Genomic DNA, 23,884 nt, shown 5'->3' with positions numbered 1-23,884 from the left:
TTCGGCGGTAGAGTGGACAATGGTTCGACGTGAGTCCTCGGATTCTGCGCGCGTGAAACCCGGTTCGCCGGTCAGAACGTGTGTGGGGTGCAGGGAACAAGGGTCGGCTGTCGATCTGTTGAGGGTCGTGGTTGGTGAGCAGGGGCCGGAGGGTTCCCCGCTCGTCCCCGACGTATCGCGAAGACTCCCCGGTCGAGGTGCATGGCTGCACCTGGATCCGAGTTGTCTGAGCCTGGCAGAGCGGCGCCGAGCATTCAGCAGAGCACTGCGAGTGTCCGGAAATCTGGACACGTCCGCTGTCGACCAGCTGGTCGACGCAGTTCACACAAAAGCAGTACCTCTCGAGAAGAACAGGCACAAGCACTCATGAGCACACCGTGAAGCACCAACGATGAACGTCCATCGGCGATAACCCGAGGTCGTGCGGGACCCACATCTGTGGGATGCCTCCTGCTCGACCTCATCAGTGAGGAGAGCAGTGGCAGGCAAGGCCCGCGTGCACGAGTTGGCTAAAGAACTCGGTGTCACCAGCAAGGAACTACTCGCAACGCTCAAGGAGCAAGGCGAGTTCGTGAAGTCTGCGTCATCCACAGTGGAGGCGCCCGTCGCCCGTCGTCTGCGGGAGTCATTCCCGTCGGCAGGCGGAGCAGAAACCAAGTCCGAGACCGGCGCAGCCGCTCCGGCGGCTCGCCCCGCGGCAAAGCCCGGCGCACCGTCGCCGTCAGCTGCAAAGCCCGGTGGCCCGCGTCCCGGCCCCAAGCCGGCCGCACCCGCACCGGCTGCTCCCGCAGCTCCGGCACCGGCAGCCCCCGCGGCTCCCGCAGCCGCTGCTCCGGCAGCACCGTCGGCGCCGGTCCCCACCCCGACGTTCAACGCTCCGAAGCCGGCACAGCCGGCACGCCCGGCTCCGGCTGCTCCCGCAGCATCGGCACCGGCAGCCCCCGCGGCTCCGGCGGCACCGTCTACCGGCGCAAAGCCCGGCGGACCGCGTCCGGGACCGAAGGCACCTCGCGTCGGTAACAACCCGTACTCCTCGGCACCCGCCGAGCGTCCGGCACCTCGTCCGGCTCCCGGCGCACCGCGTCCGGGTGCAGGCCAGGGCGGTTCTCGTCCGGCTCCGGGTCAGGGCGGTCCCCGTCCGGCTCCCGGCCAGGGGGGACCTCGTCCGGCTCCGGGTCAGGGCGGTCCCCGTCCGGCTCCCGGCCAGGGTGGACCTCGTCCGCCTGCAGGTCAGGGCGGACCCCGTCCCAGCCCCGGCTCCATGCCTCCTCGCCCGAACCCGGGTGCAATGCCTGCTCGTTCCGCTCGTCCCGCGCCCGGTGGCGGCGGACGTCCGGGTCGTCCCGGTGGCGCTCCCGGTGGTCGTCCGGGCGGCGGCGGCGGTGGATACCGCGGCGGCGCTCCCGGCGCCGGTGCTGGTGCAGGTGCTCCCGGTGGAGCAGCTCCGGCCGGTGGATTCCGCGGTCGTCCCGGCGGCGGTGGCCGTCCCGGTCAGCGCGGCGCAGCGGCAGGTGCATTCGGTCGTCCCGGCGGAGCAGTTCGCCGTGGACGTAAGTCGAAGCGGGCGAAGCGCGCCGAGTACGAAAGCATGCAGGCTCCCGCAGTCGGCGGCGTCAGGCTGCCACGCGGCAACGGTGAGACCATCCGTCTCGCTCGCGGCGCATCGCTGTCGGACTTCGCGGACAAGATCGATGCGAACCCCGCAGCACTCGTGCAGGCGTTGTTCAACCTCGGTGAGATGGTCACGGCAACTCAGTCGGTCAACGACGAGACGCTGGAGCTGCTCGGCGGCGAAATGAACTACGTCGTGCAGGTCGTCAGCCCGGAGGACGAGGACCGCGAGCTGCTCGACAGCTTCGACCTCACCTACGGCGAGGACGCCGGCGGAGAAGAGGACCTCGAGTCCCGTCCGCCTGTGGTCACCGTCATGGGCCACGTCGACCACGGTAAGACCCGTCTGCTCGACGTGATCCGTAAGGCGAATGTCCGTGAGGGCGAAGCCGGCGGCATCACGCAGCACATCGGTGCCTACCAGGTGCTGACCGAGCTCGAGGGCAACGAGCGTCTCGTGACGTTCATCGACACCCCGGGTCACGAGGCCTTCACGGCCATGCGTGCTCGTGGTGCCAAGGCCACCGACCTCGCGATCCTTGTTGTCGCAGCCGACGACGGCGTCATGCCGCAGACGGTGGAAGCGATCAACCACGCCCAGGCGGCCGACGTGCCGATCGTGGTCGCGGTGAACAAGATCGACAAGGAAGGCGCGAACCCGGACAAGATCCGGCAGCAGCTCACCGAGTACGGACTGGTGGCCGAGGAATACGGTGGAGACACCATGTTCGTCGACATCTCGGCGAAGCAGGGTCTCAACATCGACGCACTGCTCGAAGCAGTGCTGTTGACGGCGGACGCTTCCCTGGATCTGCGCGCCAACCCGGACATGGACGCTCAGGGTGTTGCCATCGAGGCGCACCTCGACCGTGGCCGCGGCCCCGTCGCTACCGTGCTCATCCAGCGCGGAACGCTGCGGGTCGGCGACTCGATCGTTGCCGGCGATGCTTACGGCCGCGTCCGCCGCATGGTGGACGAGCACGGTCAGGACGTCCACGAGGCACTGCCTTCACGTCCGGTCCAGGTCATCGGCTTCACGTCGGTCCCCGGTGCAGGCGACAACCTGCTCGTGGTCGACGAGGACCGTATCGCTCGTCAGATCGCGGACCGTCGCAACGCACGTAAGCGCAACGCGCTTGCAGCGAAGAGTCGTAAGCGCATCAGCCTCGACGATCTCGATGCAGCTCTGAAGGAACATTCACAGCTGAACTTGATCCTCAAGGGTGACAACTCGGGAACCGTGGAGGCCCTCGAAGAGGCTCTCCTCGGAATTCCGATCGACGACGAGGTGCAGTTGCGCGTCATCGACCGCGGTGTCGGTGGCATCACGGAGACCAACGTCAACCTGGCTGCTGCGTCCAACGCGATCATCATCGGCTTCAACGTCCGCGCCGAAGGCAAGGCAACGGAGCTGGCGAACCGCGAGGGCGTCGACATTCGCTACTACTCGGTGATCTACCAGGCCATCGACGAGGTCGAAAAGGCACTCAAGGGTCTGCTCAAGCCGGTGTACGAAGAGGTCGAGCTGGGCAAGGCAGAGATCCGCGCCATGTTCCGTTCGTCCAAGATCGGCAACATTGCCGGTTGCTTGGTCACGTCGGGCAGCATCCGTCGCAACGCCAAGGCACGTCTCATCCGCGACAGCAAGGTCATCGCCGAGACGGTCACCATCTCCTCGCTCAAGCGGGAGAAGGAAGACGCTACCGAGGTTCGCGAAGGCTACGAATGTGGTTTGACCGTCACCTATTCCGATATCAAGATCGGTGACGTTCTCGAGTGCTACGAGCTTCGCGAGAAGCCGCGCGACTGATTATGTCGACACGGGCGTTGGGGCGGACGCACGTGAGTACTAGCTGACATGGACTCTTCCGGACTTGAACATACAAGTCCGGAAGAGTCCATTCGGCTCTGTCTAGGGGGAAAATGTTTGTAGGGGCACTGGAGTTCGACATTCTTTTCGGCGATGTCCACTCACTCAAGGAAAAGCGTTCGATGCTGTCGCCGATCCTGACGGAACTCCGTCGATTCGGCGTGAGTGCAGCGGAGGCGGGGGAGCAGGGACGCCTGCGTCGTGCGCTCGTGGGCGTCGGTGTGGTCAGTTCGTCCGTCGATCACCTGCACGATGTTCTCGATCATTGTGAGCGAGCGGTCGCCGAGCGTCCGGAGATTCAGTTGCTGGCTGTGCGAAGGCGAATCTTCGGCCCGGAAGACTGAGTGTCACCGATCTGTGTCGCTGAGCCACTCTTCCGGACGGCGTACCGAATCGAGTTGGTCGGCAAGGGATTCGGCGTCCAGGGGACCAAGTGTGACGGTGTCTGTACTCACGCTCGATGTGCACGGTGGCTTGTGGCCGAAGACCTCTACCGATGGTGATTTGGTTGCCGGGTAGCCGATGGACGAGACTGTTGTCGGTAATAATTCTTGTTAACCAGAACTTTGATCGATCGAGTCACCTCGATTCGAGTGGCCAGGTAGAGGAGACTGACAGTCATGGTAGATCCAGCCCGGGCACGCAAGTTGGCAAAGCGTATCGGAACCATCGTCGCGACCGCGATCGATCACGAGATCAAGGATCCGCGACTCGCATTCGTGACCATCACGGACACCAAGGTCACCAACGATCTGCACGACGCGACGGTGTACTACACAGTCATGGGCGAGAAGGTCGATTCCGCACCCGATGTGGAAGCCGCCGCCGCAGGACTCGAGAAGGCCAAGGGTGTTCTCCGCTCGAAGGTCGGTGCCGGAACTGGCGTTCGCTTCACACCGACTCTGACGTTTGTCGCCGATACCGTTCCCGACACCGCGCGTCATATGGAAGAACTGCTGGCCCGTGCCAAGGCCGCCGACGACGAGGTCGCCAAGGCGCGTGAGAATGCACAGCCGGCCGGAGATGCAGATCCGTACAAGGAGCCGCGAGTGGCTTCGGACGAAGACGAGGCGTCGCCAGATGTTCGTGAAGCCGACTGACGCGCACCGAGAATGACGATCACCGCACTTTCGGACGTCGACCCCTGCGAGGCGAAGTTCGCTCAGGTGGCCGAGGTTCTCGAATCGGCACACACGGTGACAATTCTCTGCCATGTGCAGCCGGATGCGGACACGATCGGCAGCGGACTTGCGCTCGGTCTCGTTCTCGAGCGTCGGGGCATTTCGGTGCAGGTCGCGTTCAGTCGGCCGTCGGCGCTGCCCGAGTCGATGTCTGATTTCCCTGGTGTTCACTTGCTCGTGGCGCCCGCCGATGTTCGGGAAAGCGTCGATGTTCTGGTGACCGTGGATGTCGGCAGCGAGGGCCGCCTCGGTGAGTTGGCGAGTCGACTCGCCGGCGCGAATCGCACGATCGTCCTTGATCACCATCGCTCCAATTCCGAATTCGGAAGCATCAACGTCGTCGACGAAACCGCGGCTTCGACGACGGCGCTCATCGCACGATTCTTCGATGCGTGGGGAGTCGCGATCGATCGCGATATCGCGCACTGTCTCTATGCCGGACTGGTCACCGACACCGGCTCCTTCCGGTGGGGAGGTCCGCTTCCGCACGTGCTCGCGGCGCGTTTGCTGGCGACAGGCATCGACGGCGACGCGATTGCGCGAAAGCTGCTCGACACCCATCCGTTCGGGTGGTTGCCGATGCTGGCTTCGGTACTCGGGTCCGCGGTGCTGGTCCCGGAAGCCGCGGACGGCCGTGGGCTGGTGTACGCGGTGATCCGACGCAGTGACATCGGCGATCTTCGCTCCGAGGAGATCGAGAGCGTCGTCGATATCGTGCGAACTACTTCGGAAGCCGAAGTTGCCGCAGTACTCAAAGAGTCGGTTTCCGGAAGCTGGTCGATCTCGTTGCGTGCAAAGTCGGCGATCGACGTGTCGGCGGTCGCTGAAAGTCTTGGTGGCGGCGGGCACCGGCTGTCGGCCGGATATACGTCGACCACTTCCAGCGACGAGATTGTTGCCGCGCTCGTCGCGGCACTCGGCTGAATCCGCGGCATTGAGCGAATCTGACGCCACCTCGGCGGGATCTTCGGCAGCTGATTTCGACGTCACTGGGCGTCGAATCTTTTCCCTGGCGTTTCCGGCGCTCGGGGTACTGGCGGCCGAACCCCTCTATCTGTTGTTCGACATCGCCGTGGTCGGCCGACTCGGGGCGCTTCCGCTGGCCGGATTGGCAGTCGGTGGTCTGATCCTGTCGTTGGTGAGTACGCAGCTGACCTTCTTGTCGTACGGCACGACGGCGCGCGCCGCACGGCTGCACGGGGCGGGCCGCGAGCGCGACGCGGTGGGCGAGGGTGTTCAGGCGACCTGGCTGGCGGCCGCGATCGGCTTGGCCTTGGTAGTGATCGTGCAGGTGATCGCGGGCCCGCTGACTTCGGCGGTGGCCGGGACTCCCGACATTGCGGCGGCTGCGGAAAGTTGGCTTCGGATAGCGGTATTGGGTGTTCCACTCATCCTGGTGGCTCTGGCCGGCAACGGCTGGATGCGCGGGGTTCAGAACACGGTGCGACCGCTTCGGTTCGTCCTTGTCGGCCTGGGTATTTCGGCGGTGTTGTGCCCGATTCTCGTGCACGGTTTGCTCGGTGCTCCCCGGATGGAACTCGAAGGATCAGCTGTCGCGAATCTGGTCGGCCAGAGCGTTTCGGGTGTCCTGTTCGCCTGGGCACTCTTTCGTGAACCGGTCTCGGCTCGACCGCATCTTGCAATCATGCGGGCGCAGATGCTGATGGGCCGTGACCTGATCCTGCGCAGCCTCGCATTCCAAGCGTGTTTCGTCTCGGCGGCCGCGGTGGCGTCGAGGTTCGGCGCAGCCGTAGTCGGTGCACACCAAGTTGTCCTCCAACTGTGGAACCTGGTTTCGCTCCTTCTCGATTCCTTGGCGATCGCCGCCCAAACGCTCATCGGAGCTGCCCTCGGCGGTGGATTCGCAGCCGCGGCGAAGAGGATGACCTGGCGGATCACTGCCTGGTCGACGGTATTTGCCGTGGTACTCGCGATCTTCTTCGCCGCGGGCCACTCCGTGATCCCCGGACTTTTCACGTCCGACGCCGAGGTCCTCGGTCAAATGTCGATCGCCTGGTGGTTCTTCGTCGCGATCATGCCGGTAGCGGGAATCGTGTTTGCACTCGACGGTGTTCTGCTCGGCGCCGGGGACGTGGTGTTTCTGCGCAACGCGACCATGCTCTGCGCAGTTCTCGGATTTCTGCCCGCGATCTGGCTCTCCCTCGCCTACGACTGGGGGCTGGCCGGAATTTGGGCAGGGCTTACCGTGTTCGTAGTACTTCGGATGGTCGCGGTGTCGTGGCGAGCGTTTTCCGGCAAGTGGGCAGTGACAGGTCCGGCGACGGCGAAGCGCGGAAGTTCAACTGAGGAAGCAGAGGGATCGTGGCAGCAAAGCTGATGGCGGTGAGCGACATTCATGTCGGTCACAACGGCAACAAGCCGATGACGGAGGAACTGTTCCCGGATTCGCCTGACGACTGGCTCATTCTCGCCGGAGATGTTTCCGAGAAAACTGACGACATTCGGTGGGCGTTGAAGCTCCTTCGCAGCCGATTCGCAAAGGTCATCTGGATTCCGGGCAACCACGAACTGTGGACGACCGCCAAGGATCCGGTTCAGATTCACGGAGCGCCGCGGTACGAGTACCTGGTCAACATGTGCCGCGAACTCGACGTCATCACGCCCGAGGACCCGTTCCCGGTGTGGGAGGGAGACGAGGGCCCGGTCACGGTCGTCCCGATGTTCCTTCTCTACGACTACTCCTTCCTGCCGGAAGGCGCGCGAGACAAGGAACACGGGCTCGAGATCGCGCGGGACAAGAACGTCGTCGCCACCGACGAGTTCCTGCTCTCGCCGCAGCCGTATGCAACGCGCGACGCGTGGTGCCGGGCGAGAATCGAATACACCCAGGCACGGCTGGACGCGCTCCCCGAAGGCACAAAGACCGTTCTGGTGAACCATTTCCCGATGGTCCGGCAGCCGACGGACGTGCTCATGTATCCGGAGTTCGCGTTGTGGTGCGGAACCACCGCGACCGCCGACTGGCATGTGAAGTACAACGCGGTGTGCTCGGTGTACGGGCACCTGCACATTCCTCGAACCACGTACTACGACGGCGTCCGCTTCGAGGAAGTATCACTCGGGTACCCGCGCGAATGGCGTCGGCGTGGACTGCCGGAGAAGTTGTTGCGTCAGATTCTTCCCGTTCCGGAGTACCCGCCGGGAACGCTCAACAAGTGGGGTGGCCACTTCAAGGTCACGCCGGAGCAGGAAGCCGAAGTCGAGCGCATGCGCGCCGGACGCTGAGAGGTATCGCTACGTGATCGAACAGATTCTTCCCGGTGGAGTTGCGACGGCCGAGGCCTTCGTGGATCCGCCCGGTCTGGTTCCGCACCCCAGTGAGGAGGCGTTGATCGGCCGCGCGGTCGAGAAGCGCCGTCGCGAGTTCGTGACTACCCGGCACCTCGCGCGTCAGGCGATGGGCAAGCTCGGTGTTCCGTCTGCCGCTGTCATGCGCGGCGAGCGTGGTGCCCCACTCTGGCCGCAGGGAGTAGTCGGAAGCCTCGCCCATTGCGACGGCTACCGCGGCGCTGTCCTGGCGTACTCCATGCAGGTCCGCTCACTCGGTATCGACGCCGAGCCGCACGGCCCGCTGCCGGACGGGGTATTGCCCGCGGTCAGCATCGAAGCGGAACGAACGTGGCTGGACACTCAGGAAACCGGCGGTCCGGTGCACTGGGATCGAGTGCTCTTCTGCGCGAAGGAAGCCACGTACAAGGCGTGGTTTCCGCTAACTGGGCGCTGGTTGGGTTTCGAGGACGCCCACATCACATTCGAGGCGGAGTCGGAAACTTCCGGAACTTTCAACTCGCGTCTGCTGGTCCCCGGTGAGGCGACGTCTGGTCCGCCGCTCACCTCTTTCGACGGCAGGTGGTTGGTGTCGGACGGGCTCATTCTGACGGCAATTTCGGTGCAGTGAGCGCGACTGGCAGAATCGGCACACGTGTCAGCTCGTGAAAAGCCTTCCTCCGGTCTTGTCGGCGCCGGAATCCTGATTGTCGACAAAGAGGCGGGCATCACCAGCCACGACGTGGTCGCTCGGTGCCGCAAATTGTTGAACACCCGCAAGGTGGGACATGCCGGGACTCTTGATCCCATGGCGACCGGCGTCCTCGTTCTCGGCGTCGAGCGTGCGACCAAGTTGCTCGGACTCCTGGCACTGACAACCAAGGCGTACTCGGCGACCATTCGCCTCGGTGCAGCGACGGACACGGACGATGCCGAAGGGGAGGTCCTGACTTCCGCAGACGCTTCGCAGGTGACGGACGCGGAGATCGCTGCCATCGTGGCAACGCTGACCGGAGACATCAAGCAGATCCCGGCAAGCGTGAGCGCTATCAAGGTCGACGGTCAACGCGCACATGCCCTGGTGCGTGCGGGAGAAACCGTCGAGCTGGCGCCGCGCCCGGTAACGGTGTCGACTTTCGAAGTTCTGGCTCGGCGAGATGTCCCTGGTGGCTTCGTCGATCTGGATGTAGACGTTGAGTGCTCTTCCGGAACATACATCCGCTCGCTTGCACGCGACCTCGGTCGTGAATTGGGCGTCGGCGGTCATTTGACGGCATTGCGCCGCACCCGCGTCGGGCCGTTCACTCTCGAACATGCGCGCACGCTCGAAGATCTCGCGGATCAGCCGGGTGTGAGCCTCGACATCGATCAGGCCGCGCAGACGGCTTTTCCGCATCGGCAGATCACGGCGGAGGAAGCCGAGGCGATCAGCCAGGGGCGCTGGCTCGAGCCGATCGGGATGAAGGGGATCTGTGCGGCGATCGATCCCACCGGTCACACGATTGCGCTTCTGCAGGAGAAGGGTCGACGCGCCAGTTCGGTGATGGTCGTGCGACCGGCGACGCTTCGCGGGTGATCGTCCGCGAGTGTGTCGACGGCGACCTCGACGGTTGCGTCGATGCGCTGGCACAGGTCCACGAGTGCGACGGATATCCGAACACGTGGCCACAGAACCCGCACCGCTGGCTCAGTTCGCCCACGGTGGTGAAGGCGTGGGTCGGTGAGAGCGACGGCCGTGTTGTCGGTCATGTGGCCGTCGACCGCGAGGTTGCAGGCGCGCCCACCACCGCGGGATCGATTGCCGTGTCGCGATTGTTCGTTCATCCCCATGCCCGCGGAAACGGCCTCAGCGGTGCGCTACTCGACGCTGTCACGGATTTCGCAGCAGAAAGTCAGTTGGAACTGGTGCTCGACGTCGTCGAGGACGCTTTGCCGGCGATCGCGCTGTACGAGCGTCGAGGTTGGGTGTACGTCGACGAGAGGCTCGCCGACTGGACCCGGACCGACGGCGTCCGGCCTGTAGAACGGCGATATCGTCTGCCGCTCTGAGCGGCCTCGACTACACGAGCCAAATTGCTTGAGCGACTGGGCTTCCCAGGTCGATGGTGTCGGGGCTGTCGCCGAGTCGAACGGACACTGTTCCGGCGAAATCACGGCGTTCTTCGACAGTGATGTCGACATCGAGACTGACGCCGACGGAATCGAAGTACCGAAGCATTTCGGGATCGGAATCGGAGATCCGGGCAACGCGGCCCCGCTCGCCGTTGGCGAAGTCGCTGAGCTGACGGGCCGGGGGAGTCGGCACCGAACCATCGGTGGCGGGAATGGGATCGCCGTGCGGGTCACGTTCGGGGAAGCCCAGTTTGGCGTCCATCCGCGAGATCATCAGATCGGAAACGGCGTGTTCGAGGACTTCGGCTTCGTCGTGGACTTCGTCCCAGCCGTAGCCGAGTTCCTGAACCAGATAGGTCTCGATCAACCGGTGGCGCCGGACCATGGACACAGCAGCCGCGCGGCCACTGTCCGTCAGAGCGATGGAACCGTAGCGGGCGTGATCGACGAGGCCCTGGTCCGAGAGTTTGCGGATCGCCTCGGACACCGTCGAAGCCGAGACGTTCATCTTCTCGGACAGGAGCTTGGTGGACACCCGCTCGTGGGACCACTCCTGGATCGTCCAGATGACCTTGAGGTAGTCCTGAGCCACCGACGAGAGTGCGAGCGTGTCGATTGCCGCGCCGTGCGCCGAAGTGCTGTCGCCATCCGACGTCGATGATGCTTCCGAGGTTCCGGTCTTGTGAGCTGCCACAACGCTTAGCTTAGGCTACGAAATCCGGAACTTCCGTACGTGAGCGGCAGCACAGCGGTGATTCGCTGGGCGGGTCCGAACGTGACCCGCCGCCGGTGGACCCGTAGGCTGCCAATCGTGCTGAGATGGCGTGGTCTCGACGAAGTTCCGGCCGATTGGGGTCGTTGTGTGCTCACTATCGGTGTGTTCGACGGTGTGCATCGTGGGCATGCCCAATTGATAGCGAGAGCGGTTACCGCTGCGCGCAAACGTGGTGTTCCGAGCGTGTTGATGACGTTCGACCCGCATCCCATGGAGGTTGTGCGGCCGGGTAGTCATCCAGCCCAGTTGACGACGCTGCAACGGCGTGCGGAATTGGCTCAGGATCTGGGCATCGACGTGTTCTGCGTGATGCCGTTCACCGCTGATTTCATGAAGCTGACGCCGGAGCGCTACGTCCACGAAATTCTCGTCGAACGTCTGCATGTTGCCGAGGTGGTGGTGGGGGACAATTTCACCTTCGGCAAGAAGGCGCTCGGCAACGTCGATCTTCTTCGTGAGATGGGCGCTCGCTTCGGCTTTGCGGTCGACGGCGTCCAGCTGCTCGCCGAGCATGCGGTGACGTTCTCGTCGACCTACATCCGCTCGTGCGTCGACGCAGGCGACATGGAAGCCGCCACCGAAGCTCTCGGCCGTCCACATCGTGTCGAAGGTGTAGTCGTCCACGGTGACAAGCGTGGACGCGAGTTGGGATTCCCGACGGCCAATGTTGCACCGCCGATGTTTTCGGCGATTCCGGCCGACGGCGTCTACGCAGCGTGGTTCACGGTGCTCGGCGCCGGCGAGGAACTCGGAACTGTCGTTCCCGGTCGTCGATACCAAGCCGCAGTGTCTGTGGGGACCAACCCGACCTTCTCCGGCCGGACCCGAACCGTCGAGGCGTACGTTCTCGACACCGAAGCCGACCTGTACGGACAACACGTCGCTGTCGACCTGGTTTCGCGGATTCGGGGCATGGAGAAGTTCGACTCGATCGAGTCGCTCATCACGGCGATGAACCGAGACGTCGAACGCGCACGCCAAATCCTGAGTGAGGATGCAGAGCGCAGCGTAGGTTGAGCTCGTCCTGCACTAGTGGCGGCGGCCACATTCGCTCCAGGTGGGCGAAAGCGCCTCATTGCTGCTGGTAGGATCTTCTCTCGGTGCGTGCTGCGGTTTGCGGTGGCCGCACCGATCTAGTTCCTTTCACGCAAACGTCATCACAGGAGTGAATCAAGTGGCATTGACCACGGAAGAAAAGAAGGTCGTTCTCGGCGAGTACGGCTTGCACGAGACCGACACGGGATCGCCTGAAGCTCAGGTGGCAATGCTCACCAAGCGCATCACCGATCTCACCGAGCACCTCAAGACCCACAAGCATGACCACCACTCGCGTCGTGGACTGCTCTTGATGGTCGGTCGCCGTCGTCGTCTGCTGAAGTACGTGGCAAAGACTGACGTCGCTCGCTACCGCACGCTCATCGAGCGTCTCGGCCTGCGTCGCTAGATTTTTCCCACGACGCTGATCGAAAGCAACACGGCACGCTTCGGTTTGCCGAACACTCCGTTAGCCGGCGAAGCCACGCATATACTGGGCTTCGCTGGCTTTCGGCGTTAGCTGCCGCAAGGCAGTTTCCGCTGTCGGCGCTATGCACAGTTGTCTACGCACAGTTGTGCAGTGCGCAGCCAGCACACCGTATGCACCAGAGAACGTGGTGTCGGTTGTCGGTAGTGGTTCTCCGGACCGGGCAAGTGCCCGAAAGCTCCGGCGGACTTCGATCGACGGCCGCCCGAACGTCGTGACGTCCCGAAGCAGAAATCGCTCGCATCGCAAGGAGCGTCTGCAATTCAAGAGGGGGACGTCCCTCGGTGCGCAGTTTCCACCAGGAGGGTGGAAACGCCCGCGCGGGTACGGCGAAGACGAGAGGGAAGTGAAGAGAAAAGAATGACAGAGAATTCCGTAGTAGAGGTCGACGAAGGCGTGTTCGAATCCACCGCCGTGATCGACAACGGGTCCTTCGGTACCCGCACCATCCGTTTCGAGACCGGACGCCTTGCTCAGCAGGCCGCCGGCGCCGTCGTTGCTTACCTGGACGACGAGACCATGCTGCTGTCCGCCACGAGCGCCAGCAAGCACCCCAAGGAGCACTTCGACTTCTTCCCCCTGACGGTGGACGTCGAAGAGCGTATGTACGCAGCGGGCCGCATCCCCGGTTCGTTCTTCCGTCGTGAGGGACGCCCCTCCACCGACGCGATCCTGACCTGCCGCCTCATCGACCGGCCGCTGCGCCCGTCCTTCGTCGACGGTCTCCGTAACGAGATCCAGGTCGTCGTCACGGTCATGAGCCTCAACCCGCAGGATCTGTACGACGTCGTGGCCATCAACGCCGCTTCCGCGTCGACGCAGATCGCGGGCCTGCCGTTCTCCGGACCCGTCGGTGGCGTGCGTGTTGCACTCATCGTCTCCGAGGACAACAAGGCCGGCCAGTGGGTTGCATTCCCGACGGTCGATCAGCTCGAGAACGCCGTCTTCGACATGGTCGTAGCCGGCCGCGTCGTGTCCGGCAGCGGTGACAACGCCGACGTAGCGATCATGATGGTCGAGGCCGAGGCCACCGACAACGTCATCGCGAAGATCGCCGACGGCGCTCAGGCACCGACCGAGGCCATCGTTGCCGAAGGCCTCGAGGCCGCCAAGCCGTTCATCGCACGCCTGTGCGCTGCTCAGGCAGCACTGGCATCCAAGGCTGCAAAGCCCACGGGTGACTACCCGGTCTTCCCGGCGTACCAGGACGACGTTTTTGCTGCCGTCGAGGCTGCTGCGTCCGAAAAGCTCAATGCCGCACTGACAATCGCCGGCAAGCAGGAACGCGACGACAAGACCGACGAGGTCAAGGTCGAGGTTCTCGAGCAGGTTGCACCCAACTTCGAAGGCCGCGAGAAGGAACTGGGAGCAGCGTTCCGCTCGCTCACCAAGAAGCTGGTTCGCCAGCGCATCCTGCGCGATCAGTTCCGCATCGACGGCCGCGGCGTCACGGACATCCGTTCGCTGTCCGCCGAGGTCGCGATCATCCCGCGCGCACACGGCTCCGCACTGTTCGAGCGCGGCGAGACCCAGATCCTGGGTGTTACCACTCTCGACATGGTCAAGATGGCTCAGCAGGTCGACTCGCTCGGTCCCGAGACCACCAAGCGCTACATGCATCATTACAACTTCCCGCCGTACTCCACCGGTGAGACGGGTCGCGTCGGTTCGCCGAAGCGTCGCGAAATCGGTCACGGTGCACTCGCCGAGCGCGCTCTCATGCCGGTTCTGCCCAGCGTCGAAGAGTTCCCGTACGCGATTCGCCAGGTCTCCGAGGCTCTGAGCTCCAACGGTTCCACCTCGATGGGCTCGGTGTGTGCGTCCACGCTCGCACTGCTCAACGCCGGTGTGCCGCTTCGCGCTCCGGTTGCCGGTATCGCCATGGGTCTGGTCTCCGACCAGGTCGACGGTGAAACCCGCTACGTCGCTCTGACCGACATCCTCGGCGCCGAAGACGCCTTCGGCGACATGGACTTCAAGGTCGCAGGCACCAAGGACTTCGTCACGGCCCTGCAGCTGGACACGAAGCTCGACGGCATCCCGTCCAAGGTCCTCGCCGGCGCACTCGCGCAGGCCAAGGATGCTCGTACCACGATCCTCGAGGTCATGGCAGAGGCCATCGACACCCCGGACGAGATGAGCCCGTTCGCTCCCCGCGTGACGGCCATCAAGGTCCCCGTCGACAAGATCGGCGAGGTCATCGGCCCCAAGGGCAAGATGATCAACTCCATCACCGAGCAGACCGGTGCCAACATCTCCATCGAAGACGACGGCACCGTGTTCGTCGGCGCCACCGATGGACCGTCTGCACAGGCCGCGATCGACATGATCAACGCCATTGCCAACCCGCAGCTCCCCAAGGTCGGCGAACGGTTCCTGGGCACGGTCGTCAAGACCACCGCCTTCGGTGCCTTCGTTTCGCTCCTGCCGGGACGCGACGGACTGGTGCATATCTCGAAGCTGGGCAGCGGTAAGCGCATTGCCAAGGTCGAAGACGTGGTCAACGTCGGATCCAAGATCCGCGTCGAGATCGCCGACATCGATGCACGTGGCAAGATCTCGCTGATCCCGGTCGAAGAGGGCAACGACGAGGCTGCCGCTCCGGCCGCCGACGAGGCTGCTTCCGAGTAGATCTCACTTCGTACTCTGATGCGGCCCCGCGCGGATTTCCGTGCGGGGCCGCATCTGTACTGTCTGTAGACACGAGCCTGTAGATACCTGATTCAACACTTGCACCGAGGACTGCTGAACCTTTTCATGCCAAAGACCACTCCCAACACCACGCGCAGCCGCAGCGCTGTGCTGAAATCGCCGATCGATGCGACTCCTGAATCGGGAGTGCAGCGCACGGTCCTTCCCGGCGGCCTGCGCGTCGTCACCGAATTCATCCCCGGTGTGCGTTCCGCCTCCGTCGGCGTGTGGGTCGGAGTCGGTTCCCGCGACGAGCAGCCGAGTGTGGCCGGTGCCGCGCATTTTCTCGAGCATCTGTTGTTCAAGTCGACGCCGTCACGGACCGCGTTGGACATCGCGCAGGTCATGGATGGTGTGGGCGGCGAACTCAATGCATTCACGTCGAAGGAACACACCTGTTTCTACGCGCACGTGATCGACGAGGACCTCCCGATGGCGGTGGACCTTGTTGCCGACGTCGTACTGCGTGGGCGCTGCAGAACTGCGGATGTCGACGTCGAGCGGCAAGTAGTGCTCGAAGAGATCGCGATGCGAGACGACGATCCGGAAGACCTGCTCGGCGACGCCTTCCTGACCGCGTTGTTCGGAGATCATCCTGTCGGTCGTCCCATCATCGGTAGCGTCGAATCGATCGAGTCGATGTCGCGCAATCAGCTGCATTCCTTCCATGTTCGGCGTTACACGCCGCAGCGGATGGTGCTGGCAGTAGCGGGGAACGTCGACCACAAGCAGGTTGTGACGCTCGCTCGCCGCGCCTTCGCCGGGCATCTCGAGCGTGGAGTCAAGCCGGCGCCGCGGCGCGAAGGCACTCTGCGTTTGCGAACGATGCCTGAACTGAGCTTGACCCACCGCGACAGCGAGCAGGTCCACCTTGCGCTCGGAGTACGCGCGTTCGGTCGGCACGAGGGTCATCGCTGGGCCCTGTCTGTTCTCAACGCCGCAGTGGGCGGCGGGCTGAGTTCTCGTCTGTTCCAAGAGATTCGCGAGAAGCGTGGGCTTGCGTACTCCGTCTATTCCGGCGTAGACACCTTCGCGGACACCGGAGCGTTCTCCGTGTACGCGGGTTGCCAGCCGGAGAACCTCGGGGAGGTTGCCACAGTGATCCGCGAGGTACTTGCGAACGTGGCGACGGACGGCATCACCGATGCCGAGATCGCCCGCGCCAAGGGATCGCTGCGCGGCGGATTGGTTCTGGCACTGGAAGATTCAGGTTCACGCATGAACCGTATCGGTCGCAGTGAACTGAATTACGGCAACCATCGCAGTGTTGCGCAGACGCTCGCGACCATCGACGCGGTTACCTCCGAAGAGGTGCTCGAGGTGGCGCAGGTGCTCTTGACCAGGCCTTTTGCAGCCGCCGTCGTCGGCCCGTACAAGCGGGTTCGTGACCTCCCTGCGTCGGTACGCGGGATCGTGGGCAAGTAGTTCGAACTATCGAAATCGGGGTGTGCAGTTGAAGATCCGTGGTGCAGTGCTCGAAGAGATCGGCCGGGAGCGTCCCTTTGCGGAGTCGACTCCGATTTCGATTTCGGAACTCGACCTCGAATCCCCGGGCCCGGGTGAGATCCTCGTCAAGATCGAAGCTGCCGGGCTTTGTCACTCCGACCTCTCCGTGGTCGACGGGAATCGCGTTCGCCCCGTGCCGATGTTGCTGGGCCACGAGGCAGCTGGTCGAATCGTCGAACTCGGCGACGGCGTTGATTCGTTGTCGGTGGGCACCCGCGTCGTGATGACTTTTCTTCCGCGGTGTGGCGAGTGCGCGGGATGCGCCACTGACGGCCGGATGCCGTGCACGGTGGGTAGCGCCGCCAACAACGACGGCAGTTTGCTCGGTGGCGCGCAACGACTGCGGCGCTCCGGCGAGAGCGTCAAACATCATCTCGGCGTTTCGGGTTTCGCGACGCATGCGGTGGTCAACGCCAAGTCCGTAGTTGCCGTCGAAGACGATATTCCGGCCGAGATTGCAGCCGTACTCGGTTGCGCGGTGTTGACCGGCGGGGGAGCGCTACTCAACGCGGCCAAGCCTCGCCCGGCGGACACTGTGATGGTGGTCGGCTTGGGCGGCGTCGGGATGGCCGCAATCCTGACGGCGCGGGCACTCGGGGTCGAGAACGTCATCGGCGTCGACGCACTGGAGTCCAAGCTGGCTCAGGCGCTGGAACTGGGCGCGACCGAGGTCTTCACACCGTCCGGCCTGTCCGAGAGTGGCGTTCGCGCAGACATCGTCGTCGAAGCTGCGGGAAATGCTCGGGCGTTCGAGACAGCCGTGGCCGCGACGGCAGCTGGTGGCACGACCGTCACGGTCGGGTTGCCTGCGCCTGATGCGCGCTCGTCGATCTCGCCGCTCGGGCTGGTGGCCGAAGCGCGGACCATCATCGGCAGTTACCTCGGATCCGCGGTCCCCGCCCGCGACATCCCGATCTACGCGCAATTGTGGCGGGACGGGAAGCTGCCGGTCGAGAAGCTCATCTCCTCGCGAATCGAGTTGGACGACATCAATTCCGGCATGGACGAACTGGCCGATGGAAAAGCAATCCGACAGGTCATTATTTTCGAATCGGAGTAGGCGCGCATCGGTGTTATGCAGCGGAAATGAGAGGGTTGCGCCTCCGAGAGCCCCACGCCTCGCCGCGGAAAATCGTTACCCCTTGTAACGCTCCTCTCGTACTGGACGACTACTCGAATGACGTTGCGTGACGCCCCGGGGGTCGGTCGTACGTTTTCCAAAAGTTGATTGGGGAGAAGATATGCCGGTTCGTGGGTTCTTTTCGCGACATCGAATACTGGCGGGTGCAGTAGCGCCCGCAGCGCTCGGCGTGGCCGCGTTGGTGGCGGTCGCAGTTGCCGTGGATTCTCCGCAATCGCAGACGATCGAGACCGAGTTGACTGCGTCTGTCACCGAGTGCCACGACACGGTCGGGATCGGTGTCGCCGGTCGCGGTGACACGCCGGTCGAGGGCACAACGAAGATGCTCGTCGGTGCGGATGGAAAGACACTCCTCCCGGCGGCGCTCACAGACGACTACAGCAGCCACTGGGTGGACCCGGTCCTCAAGGCGCCCGCCGGGTCGGTCAAGGACGGCTCGTACGCCTCCGTCTACATCGCGTATCCCGCAAACATGGACAGTTACGAAGAGGCCGTGACGACGGGCGCGGACAACACCCGCGCTGTGATGAAGGCAATCAGCGCGGCTTGCCCGAACACGAAGTTCTCGATTGTCGGCTACAGCGAAGGCGCTGACGTAGTGCGCCGCGTCGCGATGGACATCGGCTCGGAGTCGAGCACCTCCGGCATCAATCCGGACAACGTCGTCGGTGTGGTCATCTTCGCCGACGCCGGTCGACTCGCGGGGGAGGGGCCGTTCCCCGGCGCCGAGAACCCGTACGCGAACCCGAACGGTTTCAACCAGCAATATCAGAACGGAAAGAACACCGCTTCCGGATCCGGGGCACTTCCAGGCACCAGCGGAGATTTCGGGGCTCTGAACGGCAAGATTGCGTCGTTCTGCTCTGACGGCGACCTCACCTGCGCAGCTCCCGAGAACATTTCACTCCTGATTCTGGCGGCAAACGTCGGTCGGCAGCTCAACGTCGACCAGTTGCAAGCGCAGAATCTGACGCCCGCCACCGGCATGGACATCGCGGTCGTGATGGGACGCGTGATGTTCGACGCCTTCAACGACATCTCGAGCAATCCCACCTGGATGCAGAGCGACGAAACCTTCCTCGATGTCTTGCTGAAGGTCTCCGACCCGGCGTACAAGCCGAGCGAGGCCACCACGACGCCGGTCGCAAAGGACTCGGTTTCCACTGAGGAAGTGTCGCCGTTGGCGTACCTGCCGCAGAAGCTGTTCAAGGAAATCGTCGGCCTCATCGCCACGAACCAGAACACCATTCCCGTAGTCATGAACGATCCGTACGGCCTGACCTTGGGCCCGGATGTCGGTCACCACTTCGACTACTGGCGCGATTCGGATGCTGCAAACGGCAAGCCCCTGACATCAGCGGAGTACGCAGCGGCGTGGCTGACCTATCTGGCCAAGCAGGCGCAGGACGGCAAGCCGGTCGATTCGTCGGCGAAGCCGACCGCCGAAGAGATGGCGGATGCCATCGACGCCTTGGCTGCTTCGCCTTCGGTTACCGACTCGGCCAAGCCCACCACAACCACGGGCGAAGCGGTACAACCCGCACCCGCAGGTTCGGAATCTGCAGCACCGGCACCCGCGGCTCCGACGACGACATCCGTTGCGCCGGCCGCGACGCCGAGTGTGACTTCAACCGTGGCGCCGTCGACTTCAGTCGAGTCGAGTGCACCGCCCGCCGCGACCACGACAACGACAACATCAACAACAACAACGACACAAGCTGCGGCCGGCTAGCCCAGCGGTTTCCGTTCGTCAAAAACGCTGTCACAGGCTGCGATCCGCAAGTAGTTGCGGATCGCAGCCTGTTTGTATGTACGGGTTACGTACAGCGGCGGTTGGTGCTTATCGTGGAAGGGAGGTTTCCGGATCACGAATCGTGGGTTTCACCGTGCACGAGCTGTCTATTGCGCAGAGTGTGGTCGAAGCCGTGTGCGAGCGTGCCGGCGACCGACGAGTAGCGAGCGTGCGGCTTGAAGTAGGGCAACTCTGCGCGGTGGTTCCACACTCTCTGCTGTTCTGCTTCGACGTTGTCACCGCGGGTACTCACGCCGAGGGTGCCAGCTTGCACATCGATGAGATTGCAACCAGCGCGCGATGCAACAGCTGTGGCGTGACTTTCTCGCCCCCCGACATGTTCTTGTTGTGTGGGTGCGGCAGTGCTGATGTCGAGGTGCTTGCCGGCCGCGAGTTGCGGATCCTGTCGATGGAAGTGAGCTGAGCATGTGCGCGACGTGTGGGTGCGGGGACACCACGGGACCTCGGGTGTCGGTCGTCGCCGGCGGAGAACCCGAGCAGGACGACAGCCATGGGCACGGTCACGACCACGACCACGACCACGACCACGACCACGACCACGACCATGACCATGACCATGGGCACGGTCACTCCGACCACACGGTAATTCTCGAGCAGCAGGTGCTTGCCAAGAACGACCGCATTGCGGTTCACAATCGTGAGTGGATGCGGGGCCGCAGAATCACGGCGCTCAACATCATGAGTTCGCCCGGCGCGGGTAAGACCACATTGCTGGCGCGAACGATCCGGGAACTAGGACGACAACGACCGATTGCCGTGATCGAAGGTGACCAGGAAACCCGGCTCGACGCCGAGCGGATTCGTGAGGCCGGCGCGTCAGTGGTCCAGGTCAACACGGGGGCGGGCTGTCACCTCGATGCCGAGATGATCGATCGCGCGCTGCGCGCCTTGGACCCCGCGGACGAGTCGCTGCTTCTGATCGAAAACGTAGGAAACCTGGTGTGCCCCGCCCTCTTCGACCTGGGTGAGGAAGGCAAGGTTGTCCTAATATCGACGCCGGAGGGGGGCGACAAGCCGAAAAAGTATCCGCACATCTTTGCCGTCGCGGACCTCGTGGTGATCAACAAGATCGACTTGCTCCCGTACGTCGAGTTCGACGTCGATGCCTGTGTCGCGCAAGCGAAAATCCTCAATCCTGCTGTGCGCGTTGTTGTTCTATCGGCCACGACAGGTGAGGGCATGGACGAGTGGTACGAGTGGATCGGTAGTCGGTCGGCGATTTCTCCGGTGGCCGTTGACAACTGATCTGCTCGGGTAGTTAATGAAATGAGTGGGTGCCACGCAAGTGGGCCGAGGTTCGACTCCGGTGGCGTCAGCGTTTCGGTGCCGCAGCAATTTCAGGCCATAGCGTGTCAGGCAGTAGCGGTGCCGAGAATCAGGCGCAAGTGCACCCGTGAAAGCGGCTGACATGGACACACAAAAATCGACTGCTGGCACCACGGCGGAACCTGCCTCCGAAAGCGCAGCTACCCCCGAAAGCGCAGCGGCCAAAGCGGAAGAAACTCTGATCCACGTGCTGTGGATCAATGCCGGTCTCAGTTGCGACGGTGATTCGGTGGCGCTCACCGCGGCCACGCAACCCAGTATCGAGGAGATCGCGCTCGGTGCGTTGCCCGGCCTGCCTCAGGTGGCGGTTCATTGGCCGCTCATCGACTTCGAATGTGGACCGCAGGGCGGCGCTGACGATTTCCTGGAATGGTTCTGGAAAGCCGACCGGGGAGAATTGGAACCCTTTGTTCTTGTTGTCGAAGGATCTATACCGAACGAGAAACTTCACGACGAGGGGTACTGGTGTGGTTTCGGGAACAATCGCGAAACCGGCCAACCGGTCACCACGAGCGAATGGCTCGACAAGCTGGCACCGAAAGCCACTGCGGTAGTTGCGGTCGGCACGTGCGCAACCTATGGCGGCATACATGCGATGGCCGGCAATCCGACCGGTGCGATGGGCGTGCCGGACTATCTCGGATGGACCTGGAAATCGAAGGCGGGCATCCCGATCGTGTGCGTTCCCGGGTGTCCCATTCAGCCGGACAACCTCTCCGAGACCCTGACCTATCTTCTGTACATGGCCACTGATCAGGCGCCGATGATTCCCTTGGACGAATCCCTCCGCCCGCAGTGGCTTTTCGGTGCCACCGTTCACGAGGGCTGTGACCGTGGCGGGTACTACGAGCAGGGCGAGTTCGCGACGGAGTACGGGTCGCCGAAGTGCATCGTCAAGCTGGGATGTTGGGGACCGGTCGTGAAATGCAATGTCCCCAAACGTGGTTGGATAAACGGAGTCGGCGGGTGCCCTAATGTCGGCGGGATCTGCATCGGCTGCACGATGCCGGGATTCCCGGACAAATTCATGCCGTTCATGGATGAACCACCTGGCGGCAAACTCTCCACCAATGCGGTGGGAATGTACGGGTCCGTGATCCACAGTCTGCGCCGGATCACCGGTCACACGTTGGACAAGGAACCGCACTGGCGCGAGCGCGGGTCGAAGTTGCTCACCGGTGCGACGCGTACGTGGTGACCGACCGGATACCTTCAAATCAGTTCGTGAGCAACGTCTCTGGGAGGCACTGCAATGACGGCCATCGTTCCCGAACCCACCTCGACTGCGGACCGCGACGGTCTTGTCGAGATGGCGTGGGACCCCATCACCCGAATCGTCGGCAGTCTGGGTATCTACACCAAGATCGACTTCGCCAATCGCGAAGTGGTGGAGTGCCACAGCACGTCGTCGATCTTTCGTGGGTATTCCCTGTTCATGAAGGGGAAGGACCCGCGCGACGCGCATTTCATCACCAGTCGTATCTGCGGCATCTGCGGTGACAATCACGCCACGTGCTCGTGCTACGCACAAAACATGGCGTACGGCGTCAAGCCGCCGCATCTAGGCGAGTGGATCGTCAATCTCGGCGAGGCCGCCGAGTACATGTTCGACCACAACATTTTTCAAGAGAATCTGGTCGCAGTCGACTACTGCGAGAAGATGGTCTCCGAGACGAATCCCGGTGTGCTGGCGCAGGCAGAGAACACGCGCTGCCCGCACGAGGAGCAGCACGGTTATCGCACGATTGCGGACATCATGCGGACTCTCAATCCGTTCACGGGTGAGTTCTATCGCGAAGCGTTGCAAGTCTCGCGTTCGACTCGCGAAATGTTCTGCTTGATGGAGGGTAGGCACGTCCACCCGTCGACGCTCTATCCCGGCGGCGTCGGCACCGTCGCGACGATCGAACTGATGACGGACTACATGTCGCGGCTGATGCGGTACGTCGAATTCATGAAGAAGGTCGTGCCGATGCACGACGACCTGTTCGACTTCTTCTACCAGGCGCTGCCTGGTTACGAGAAGGTTGGCCTGCGGCGGACCCTGCTGGGTTGTTGGGGATCGTTCCAAGACCCCGAGTACTGCAATTTCTCGTACAAGGACATGACCGACTGGGGCCGGAAGATGTTTGTCACTCCCGGTGTGGTTGTCGACGGAAAGTTGGTCACCACGGATCTGGTGGACATCAACCTCGGTATCCGAATCATGCTGGGGTCCTCGTATTACGAGGACTGGAGTGATCAGGAGATGTTCGTCAAGACCGATCCGCTGGGTAACCCGGTCGATCGCCGGCACCCGTGGAATCAACACACCAACCCTCACCCGCAGAAGCGGAACCTCGAGGACAAGTACAGCTGGGTCATGTCACCGCGATGGTTCGACGGAAAAGACAACCTCGCTCTGGATACCGGCGGGGGAGCATTGGCTCGTCTGTGGAGCACCGCTCTTGCCGGCCTGGTCGACATCGGATACCTGGAGTCGACCGGACACAGTGTGAAGATCAATCTTCCGAAAACAGCACTGAAGGGTCCTGTCTCGCTCGAGTGGAAGATTCCAGAGCATGGCAGCAATACTCTCGAAAGGAACCGTGCGCGAACGTATTTCCAGGCATACGCAGCAGCGGCTGCCCTTCACTTCGCAGAGAAGGCGCTTGTCGAGATCCGGGCAGGCCGTACCAAGACGTGGGAGTCGTTCGAGGTTCCGGACGAGGGAATCGGTTGCGGATTCACCGAAGCCGTCCGCGGAGTTCTCTCACATCACATGGTGATTCGTGACGGCAAGATCGCGAACTATCACCCGTACCCACCGACCCCGTGGAATGCGAGCCCGCGCGACAGCTACGGAACCCCCGGTCCGTACGAGGATGCCGTGCAGGGTCAGCCGATCTTCGAGGAGAACGATCGAGACCACTTCAAGGGCATAGACATCATGCGGACCGTGCGTAGTTTCGATCCCTGTCTGCCGTGTGGTGTTCACATGTATCTCGGCGGCGGTAAGACCCTGGAGAAGTTGCACTCTCCGACGCAGTCCGTGACCGGGGAGTGATC

At 63.1% G+C, this 23,884-nt stretch carries 21 protein-coding genes; 20 read left to right on the top strand and 1 reads right to left on the bottom strand.

Annotated elements, in window-relative coordinates; all coding sequences use genetic code 11:
• Nucleotides 1–19 precede the first annotated feature (19 nt).
• The 10 genes from R4P70_RS15120 (at nt 20) to R4P70_RS15075 (ending at nt 9,999) form a co-directional block, all read left to right on the top strand.
• A complete protein-coding gene (locus R4P70_RS15120) occupies nt 20–370 on the top strand; it encodes a YlxR family protein (RefSeq protein WP_019748063.1) in 351 nt (116 codons plus the stop codon).
• 108 nt (nt 371–478) lie between these two features.
• Nucleotides 479–3,421, top strand: a complete 2,943-nt coding sequence (infB, locus tag R4P70_RS15115; RefSeq protein ID WP_317830961.1) for a translation initiation factor IF-2 — start codon at nt 479–481, stop codon at nt 3,419–3,421.
• Nucleotides 3,422–3,534: 113 nt separating this feature from the next.
• On the top strand, nt 3,535–3,825 hold the full coding sequence (locus R4P70_RS15110; RefSeq protein WP_003942205.1) for a DUF503 domain-containing protein: 291 nt from the start codon (nt 3,535–3,537) through the stop codon (nt 3,823–3,825).
• 276 nt (nt 3,826–4,101) lie between these two features.
• Nucleotides 4,102–4,581: a 30S ribosome-binding factor RbfA gene (gene rbfA / locus R4P70_RS15105; RefSeq protein WP_003942248.1), complete on the top strand. Its 480-nt coding sequence runs from the start codon at nt 4,102–4,104 to the stop codon at nt 4,579–4,581.
• Nucleotides 4,582–4,593: 12 nt separating this feature from the next.
• Entirely contained in the window at nt 4,594–5,586 is a 993-nt protein-coding gene (locus tag R4P70_RS15100; RefSeq protein ID WP_317558481.1) for a bifunctional oligoribonuclease/PAP phosphatase NrnA, read from the top strand.
• 10 nt (nt 5,587–5,596) lie between these two features.
• The gene (locus R4P70_RS15095; protein ID WP_020969403.1) at nt 5,597–7,000 is read left to right on the top strand and encodes an MATE family efflux transporter; all 1,404 of its coding nucleotides are present in this window, start codon (nt 5,597–5,599) and stop codon (nt 6,998–7,000) included.
• Nucleotides 6,985–7,908: a metallophosphoesterase family protein gene (locus R4P70_RS15090; RefSeq protein WP_003942180.1), complete on the top strand. Its 924-nt coding sequence runs from the start codon at nt 6,985–6,987 to the stop codon at nt 7,906–7,908. The genes R4P70_RS15095 and R4P70_RS15090 overlap by 16 nt, the downstream gene beginning before the upstream one ends.
• 13 nt (nt 7,909–7,921) lie before the next feature.
• Entirely contained in the window at nt 7,922–8,581 is a 660-nt protein-coding gene (locus tag R4P70_RS15085; protein ID WP_003942126.1) for a 4'-phosphopantetheinyl transferase, read from the top strand.
• Between the two features lie 24 nt (nt 8,582–8,605).
• Nucleotides 8,606–9,526 carry a tRNA pseudouridine(55) synthase TruB gene (truB, locus tag R4P70_RS15080; protein ID WP_020907442.1) on the top strand — a complete coding sequence of 307 codons (921 nt, stop codon included), beginning with the start codon at nt 8,606–8,608 and terminating at the stop codon, nt 9,524–9,526.
• Complete coding sequence (locus R4P70_RS15075; protein WP_317830960.1) at nt 9,523–9,999, top strand: GNAT family N-acetyltransferase; 477 nt, start codon at nt 9,523–9,525, stop codon at nt 9,997–9,999. Before truB ends, R4P70_RS15075 begins: the two co-directional genes overlap by 4 nt.
• 10 nt (nt 10,000–10,009) lie before the next feature.
• On the opposite strand, the gene R4P70_RS15070 is transcribed toward R4P70_RS15075, so the two are convergent.
• Nucleotides 10,010–10,756, bottom strand: a complete 747-nt coding sequence (locus R4P70_RS15070) for a metal-dependent transcriptional regulator (protein WP_019748070.1) — start codon at nt 10,754–10,756, stop codon at nt 10,010–10,012.
• 117 nt (nt 10,757–10,873) lie between these two features.
• On the opposite strand from R4P70_RS15070, the gene R4P70_RS15065 reads away from it, so the two are divergent.
• The 10 genes from R4P70_RS15065 to R4P70_RS15020 all read left to right on the top strand — a co-directional run bounded on the left by R4P70_RS15065 (nt 10,874) and on the right by R4P70_RS15020 (nt 23,882).
• On the top strand, nt 10,874–11,854 hold the full coding sequence (locus R4P70_RS15065; RefSeq protein ID WP_019748071.1) for a bifunctional riboflavin kinase/FAD synthetase: 981 nt from the start codon (nt 10,874–10,876) through the stop codon (nt 11,852–11,854).
• Nucleotides 11,855–12,011: 157 nt separating this feature from the next.
• Nucleotides 12,012–12,281: a 30S ribosomal protein S15 gene (rpsO, locus tag R4P70_RS15060; protein WP_003942254.1), complete on the top strand. Its 270-nt coding sequence runs from the start codon at nt 12,012–12,014 to the stop codon at nt 12,279–12,281.
• Nucleotides 12,282–12,719: 438 nt separating this feature from the next.
• Nucleotides 12,720–14,990 (top strand): polyribonucleotide nucleotidyltransferase, encoded by a 2,271-nt coding sequence (locus R4P70_RS15055; protein ID WP_097387456.1) that lies wholly within the window; start codon nt 12,720–12,722, stop codon nt 14,988–14,990.
• A 126-nt stretch (nt 14,991–15,116) separates the two neighbouring features.
• Nucleotides 15,117–16,475 (top strand): pitrilysin family protein, encoded by a 1,359-nt coding sequence (locus R4P70_RS15050; RefSeq protein ID WP_317830959.1) that lies wholly within the window; start codon nt 15,117–15,119, stop codon nt 16,473–16,475.
• 28 nt (nt 16,476–16,503) lie between these two features.
• Nucleotides 16,504–17,616 (top strand): alcohol dehydrogenase catalytic domain-containing protein, encoded by a 1,113-nt coding sequence (locus R4P70_RS15045; protein ID WP_024487609.1) that lies wholly within the window; start codon nt 16,504–16,506, stop codon nt 17,614–17,616.
• A 181-nt stretch (nt 17,617–17,797) separates the two neighbouring features.
• Nucleotides 17,798–19,429, top strand: coding sequence for a cutinase family protein (locus R4P70_RS15040; protein ID WP_264614426.1), 1,632 nt, complete (start codon nt 17,798–17,800; stop codon nt 19,427–19,429).
• A gap of 154 nt (nt 19,430–19,583) precedes the next feature.
• Complete coding sequence (hypA, locus tag R4P70_RS15035; RefSeq protein ID WP_317831069.1) at nt 19,584–19,913, top strand: hydrogenase maturation nickel metallochaperone HypA; 330 nt, start codon at nt 19,584–19,586, stop codon at nt 19,911–19,913.
• Nucleotides 19,914–19,915: 2 nt separating this feature from the next.
• Entirely contained in the window at nt 19,916–20,755 is an 840-nt protein-coding gene (hypB, locus tag R4P70_RS15030; RefSeq protein ID WP_317830958.1) for a hydrogenase nickel incorporation protein HypB, read from the top strand.
• A 163-nt stretch (nt 20,756–20,918) separates the two neighbouring features.
• Entirely contained in the window at nt 20,919–22,034 is a 1,116-nt protein-coding gene (locus R4P70_RS15025) for a NiFe hydrogenase small subunit (RefSeq protein ID WP_020969412.1), read from the top strand.
• A gap of 54 nt (nt 22,035–22,088) precedes the next feature.
• On the top strand, nt 22,089–23,882 hold the full coding sequence (locus tag R4P70_RS15020; protein ID WP_019748080.1) for a nickel-dependent hydrogenase large subunit: 1,794 nt from the start codon (nt 22,089–22,091) through the stop codon (nt 23,880–23,882).
• The last annotated feature ends 2 nt before the right edge of the window (nt 23,883–23,884 follow it).

This window comes from Rhodococcus sp. IEGM 1241, assembly GCF_033142365.1.
Taxonomy (GTDB): domain Bacteria; phylum Actinomycetota; class Actinomycetes; order Mycobacteriales; family Mycobacteriaceae; genus Rhodococcus_F; species Rhodococcus_F erythropolis.
Note: the sequence above shows the minus strand (reverse complement) of the source record. Positions and strands in the feature narration are given on the sequence as shown.

Bases quoted from the DNA above. Each gene is read 5' to 3' on its own strand.
- R4P70_RS15055 (WP_097387456.1), top strand. From the start codon at position 12,720: ATGACAGAGAATTCCGTAGTAGAGGTCGACGAAGGCGTGTTCGAATCC.
- R4P70_RS15020 (WP_019748080.1), top strand. From the start codon at position 22,089: ATGACGGCCATCGTTCCCGAACCCACCTCGACTGCGGACCGCGACGGT.
- R4P70_RS15120 (WP_019748063.1), top strand. From the start codon at position 20: ATGGTTCGACGTGAGTCCTCGGATTCTGCGCGCGTGAAACCCGGTTCG.
- R4P70_RS15040 (WP_264614426.1), top strand. From the start codon at position 17,798: ATGCCGGTTCGTGGGTTCTTTTCGCGACATCGAATACTGGCGGGTGCA.
- hypB (WP_317830958.1), top strand. From the start codon at position 19,916: ATGTGCGCGACGTGTGGGTGCGGGGACACCACGGGACCTCGGGTGTCG.
- rbfA (WP_003942248.1), top strand. From the start codon at position 4,102: ATGGTAGATCCAGCCCGGGCACGCAAGTTGGCAAAGCGTATCGGAACC.
- R4P70_RS15110 (WP_003942205.1), top strand. From the start codon at position 3,535: ATGTTTGTAGGGGCACTGGAGTTCGACATTCTTTTCGGCGATGTCCAC.
- R4P70_RS15025 (WP_020969412.1), top strand. From the start codon at position 20,919: ATGGACACACAAAAATCGACTGCTGGCACCACGGCGGAACCTGCCTCC.
- R4P70_RS15050 (WP_317830959.1), top strand. From the start codon at position 15,117: ATGCCAAAGACCACTCCCAACACCACGCGCAGCCGCAGCGCTGTGCTG.
- R4P70_RS15100 (WP_317558481.1), top strand. From the start codon at position 4,594: ATGACGATCACCGCACTTTCGGACGTCGACCCCTGCGAGGCGAAGTTC.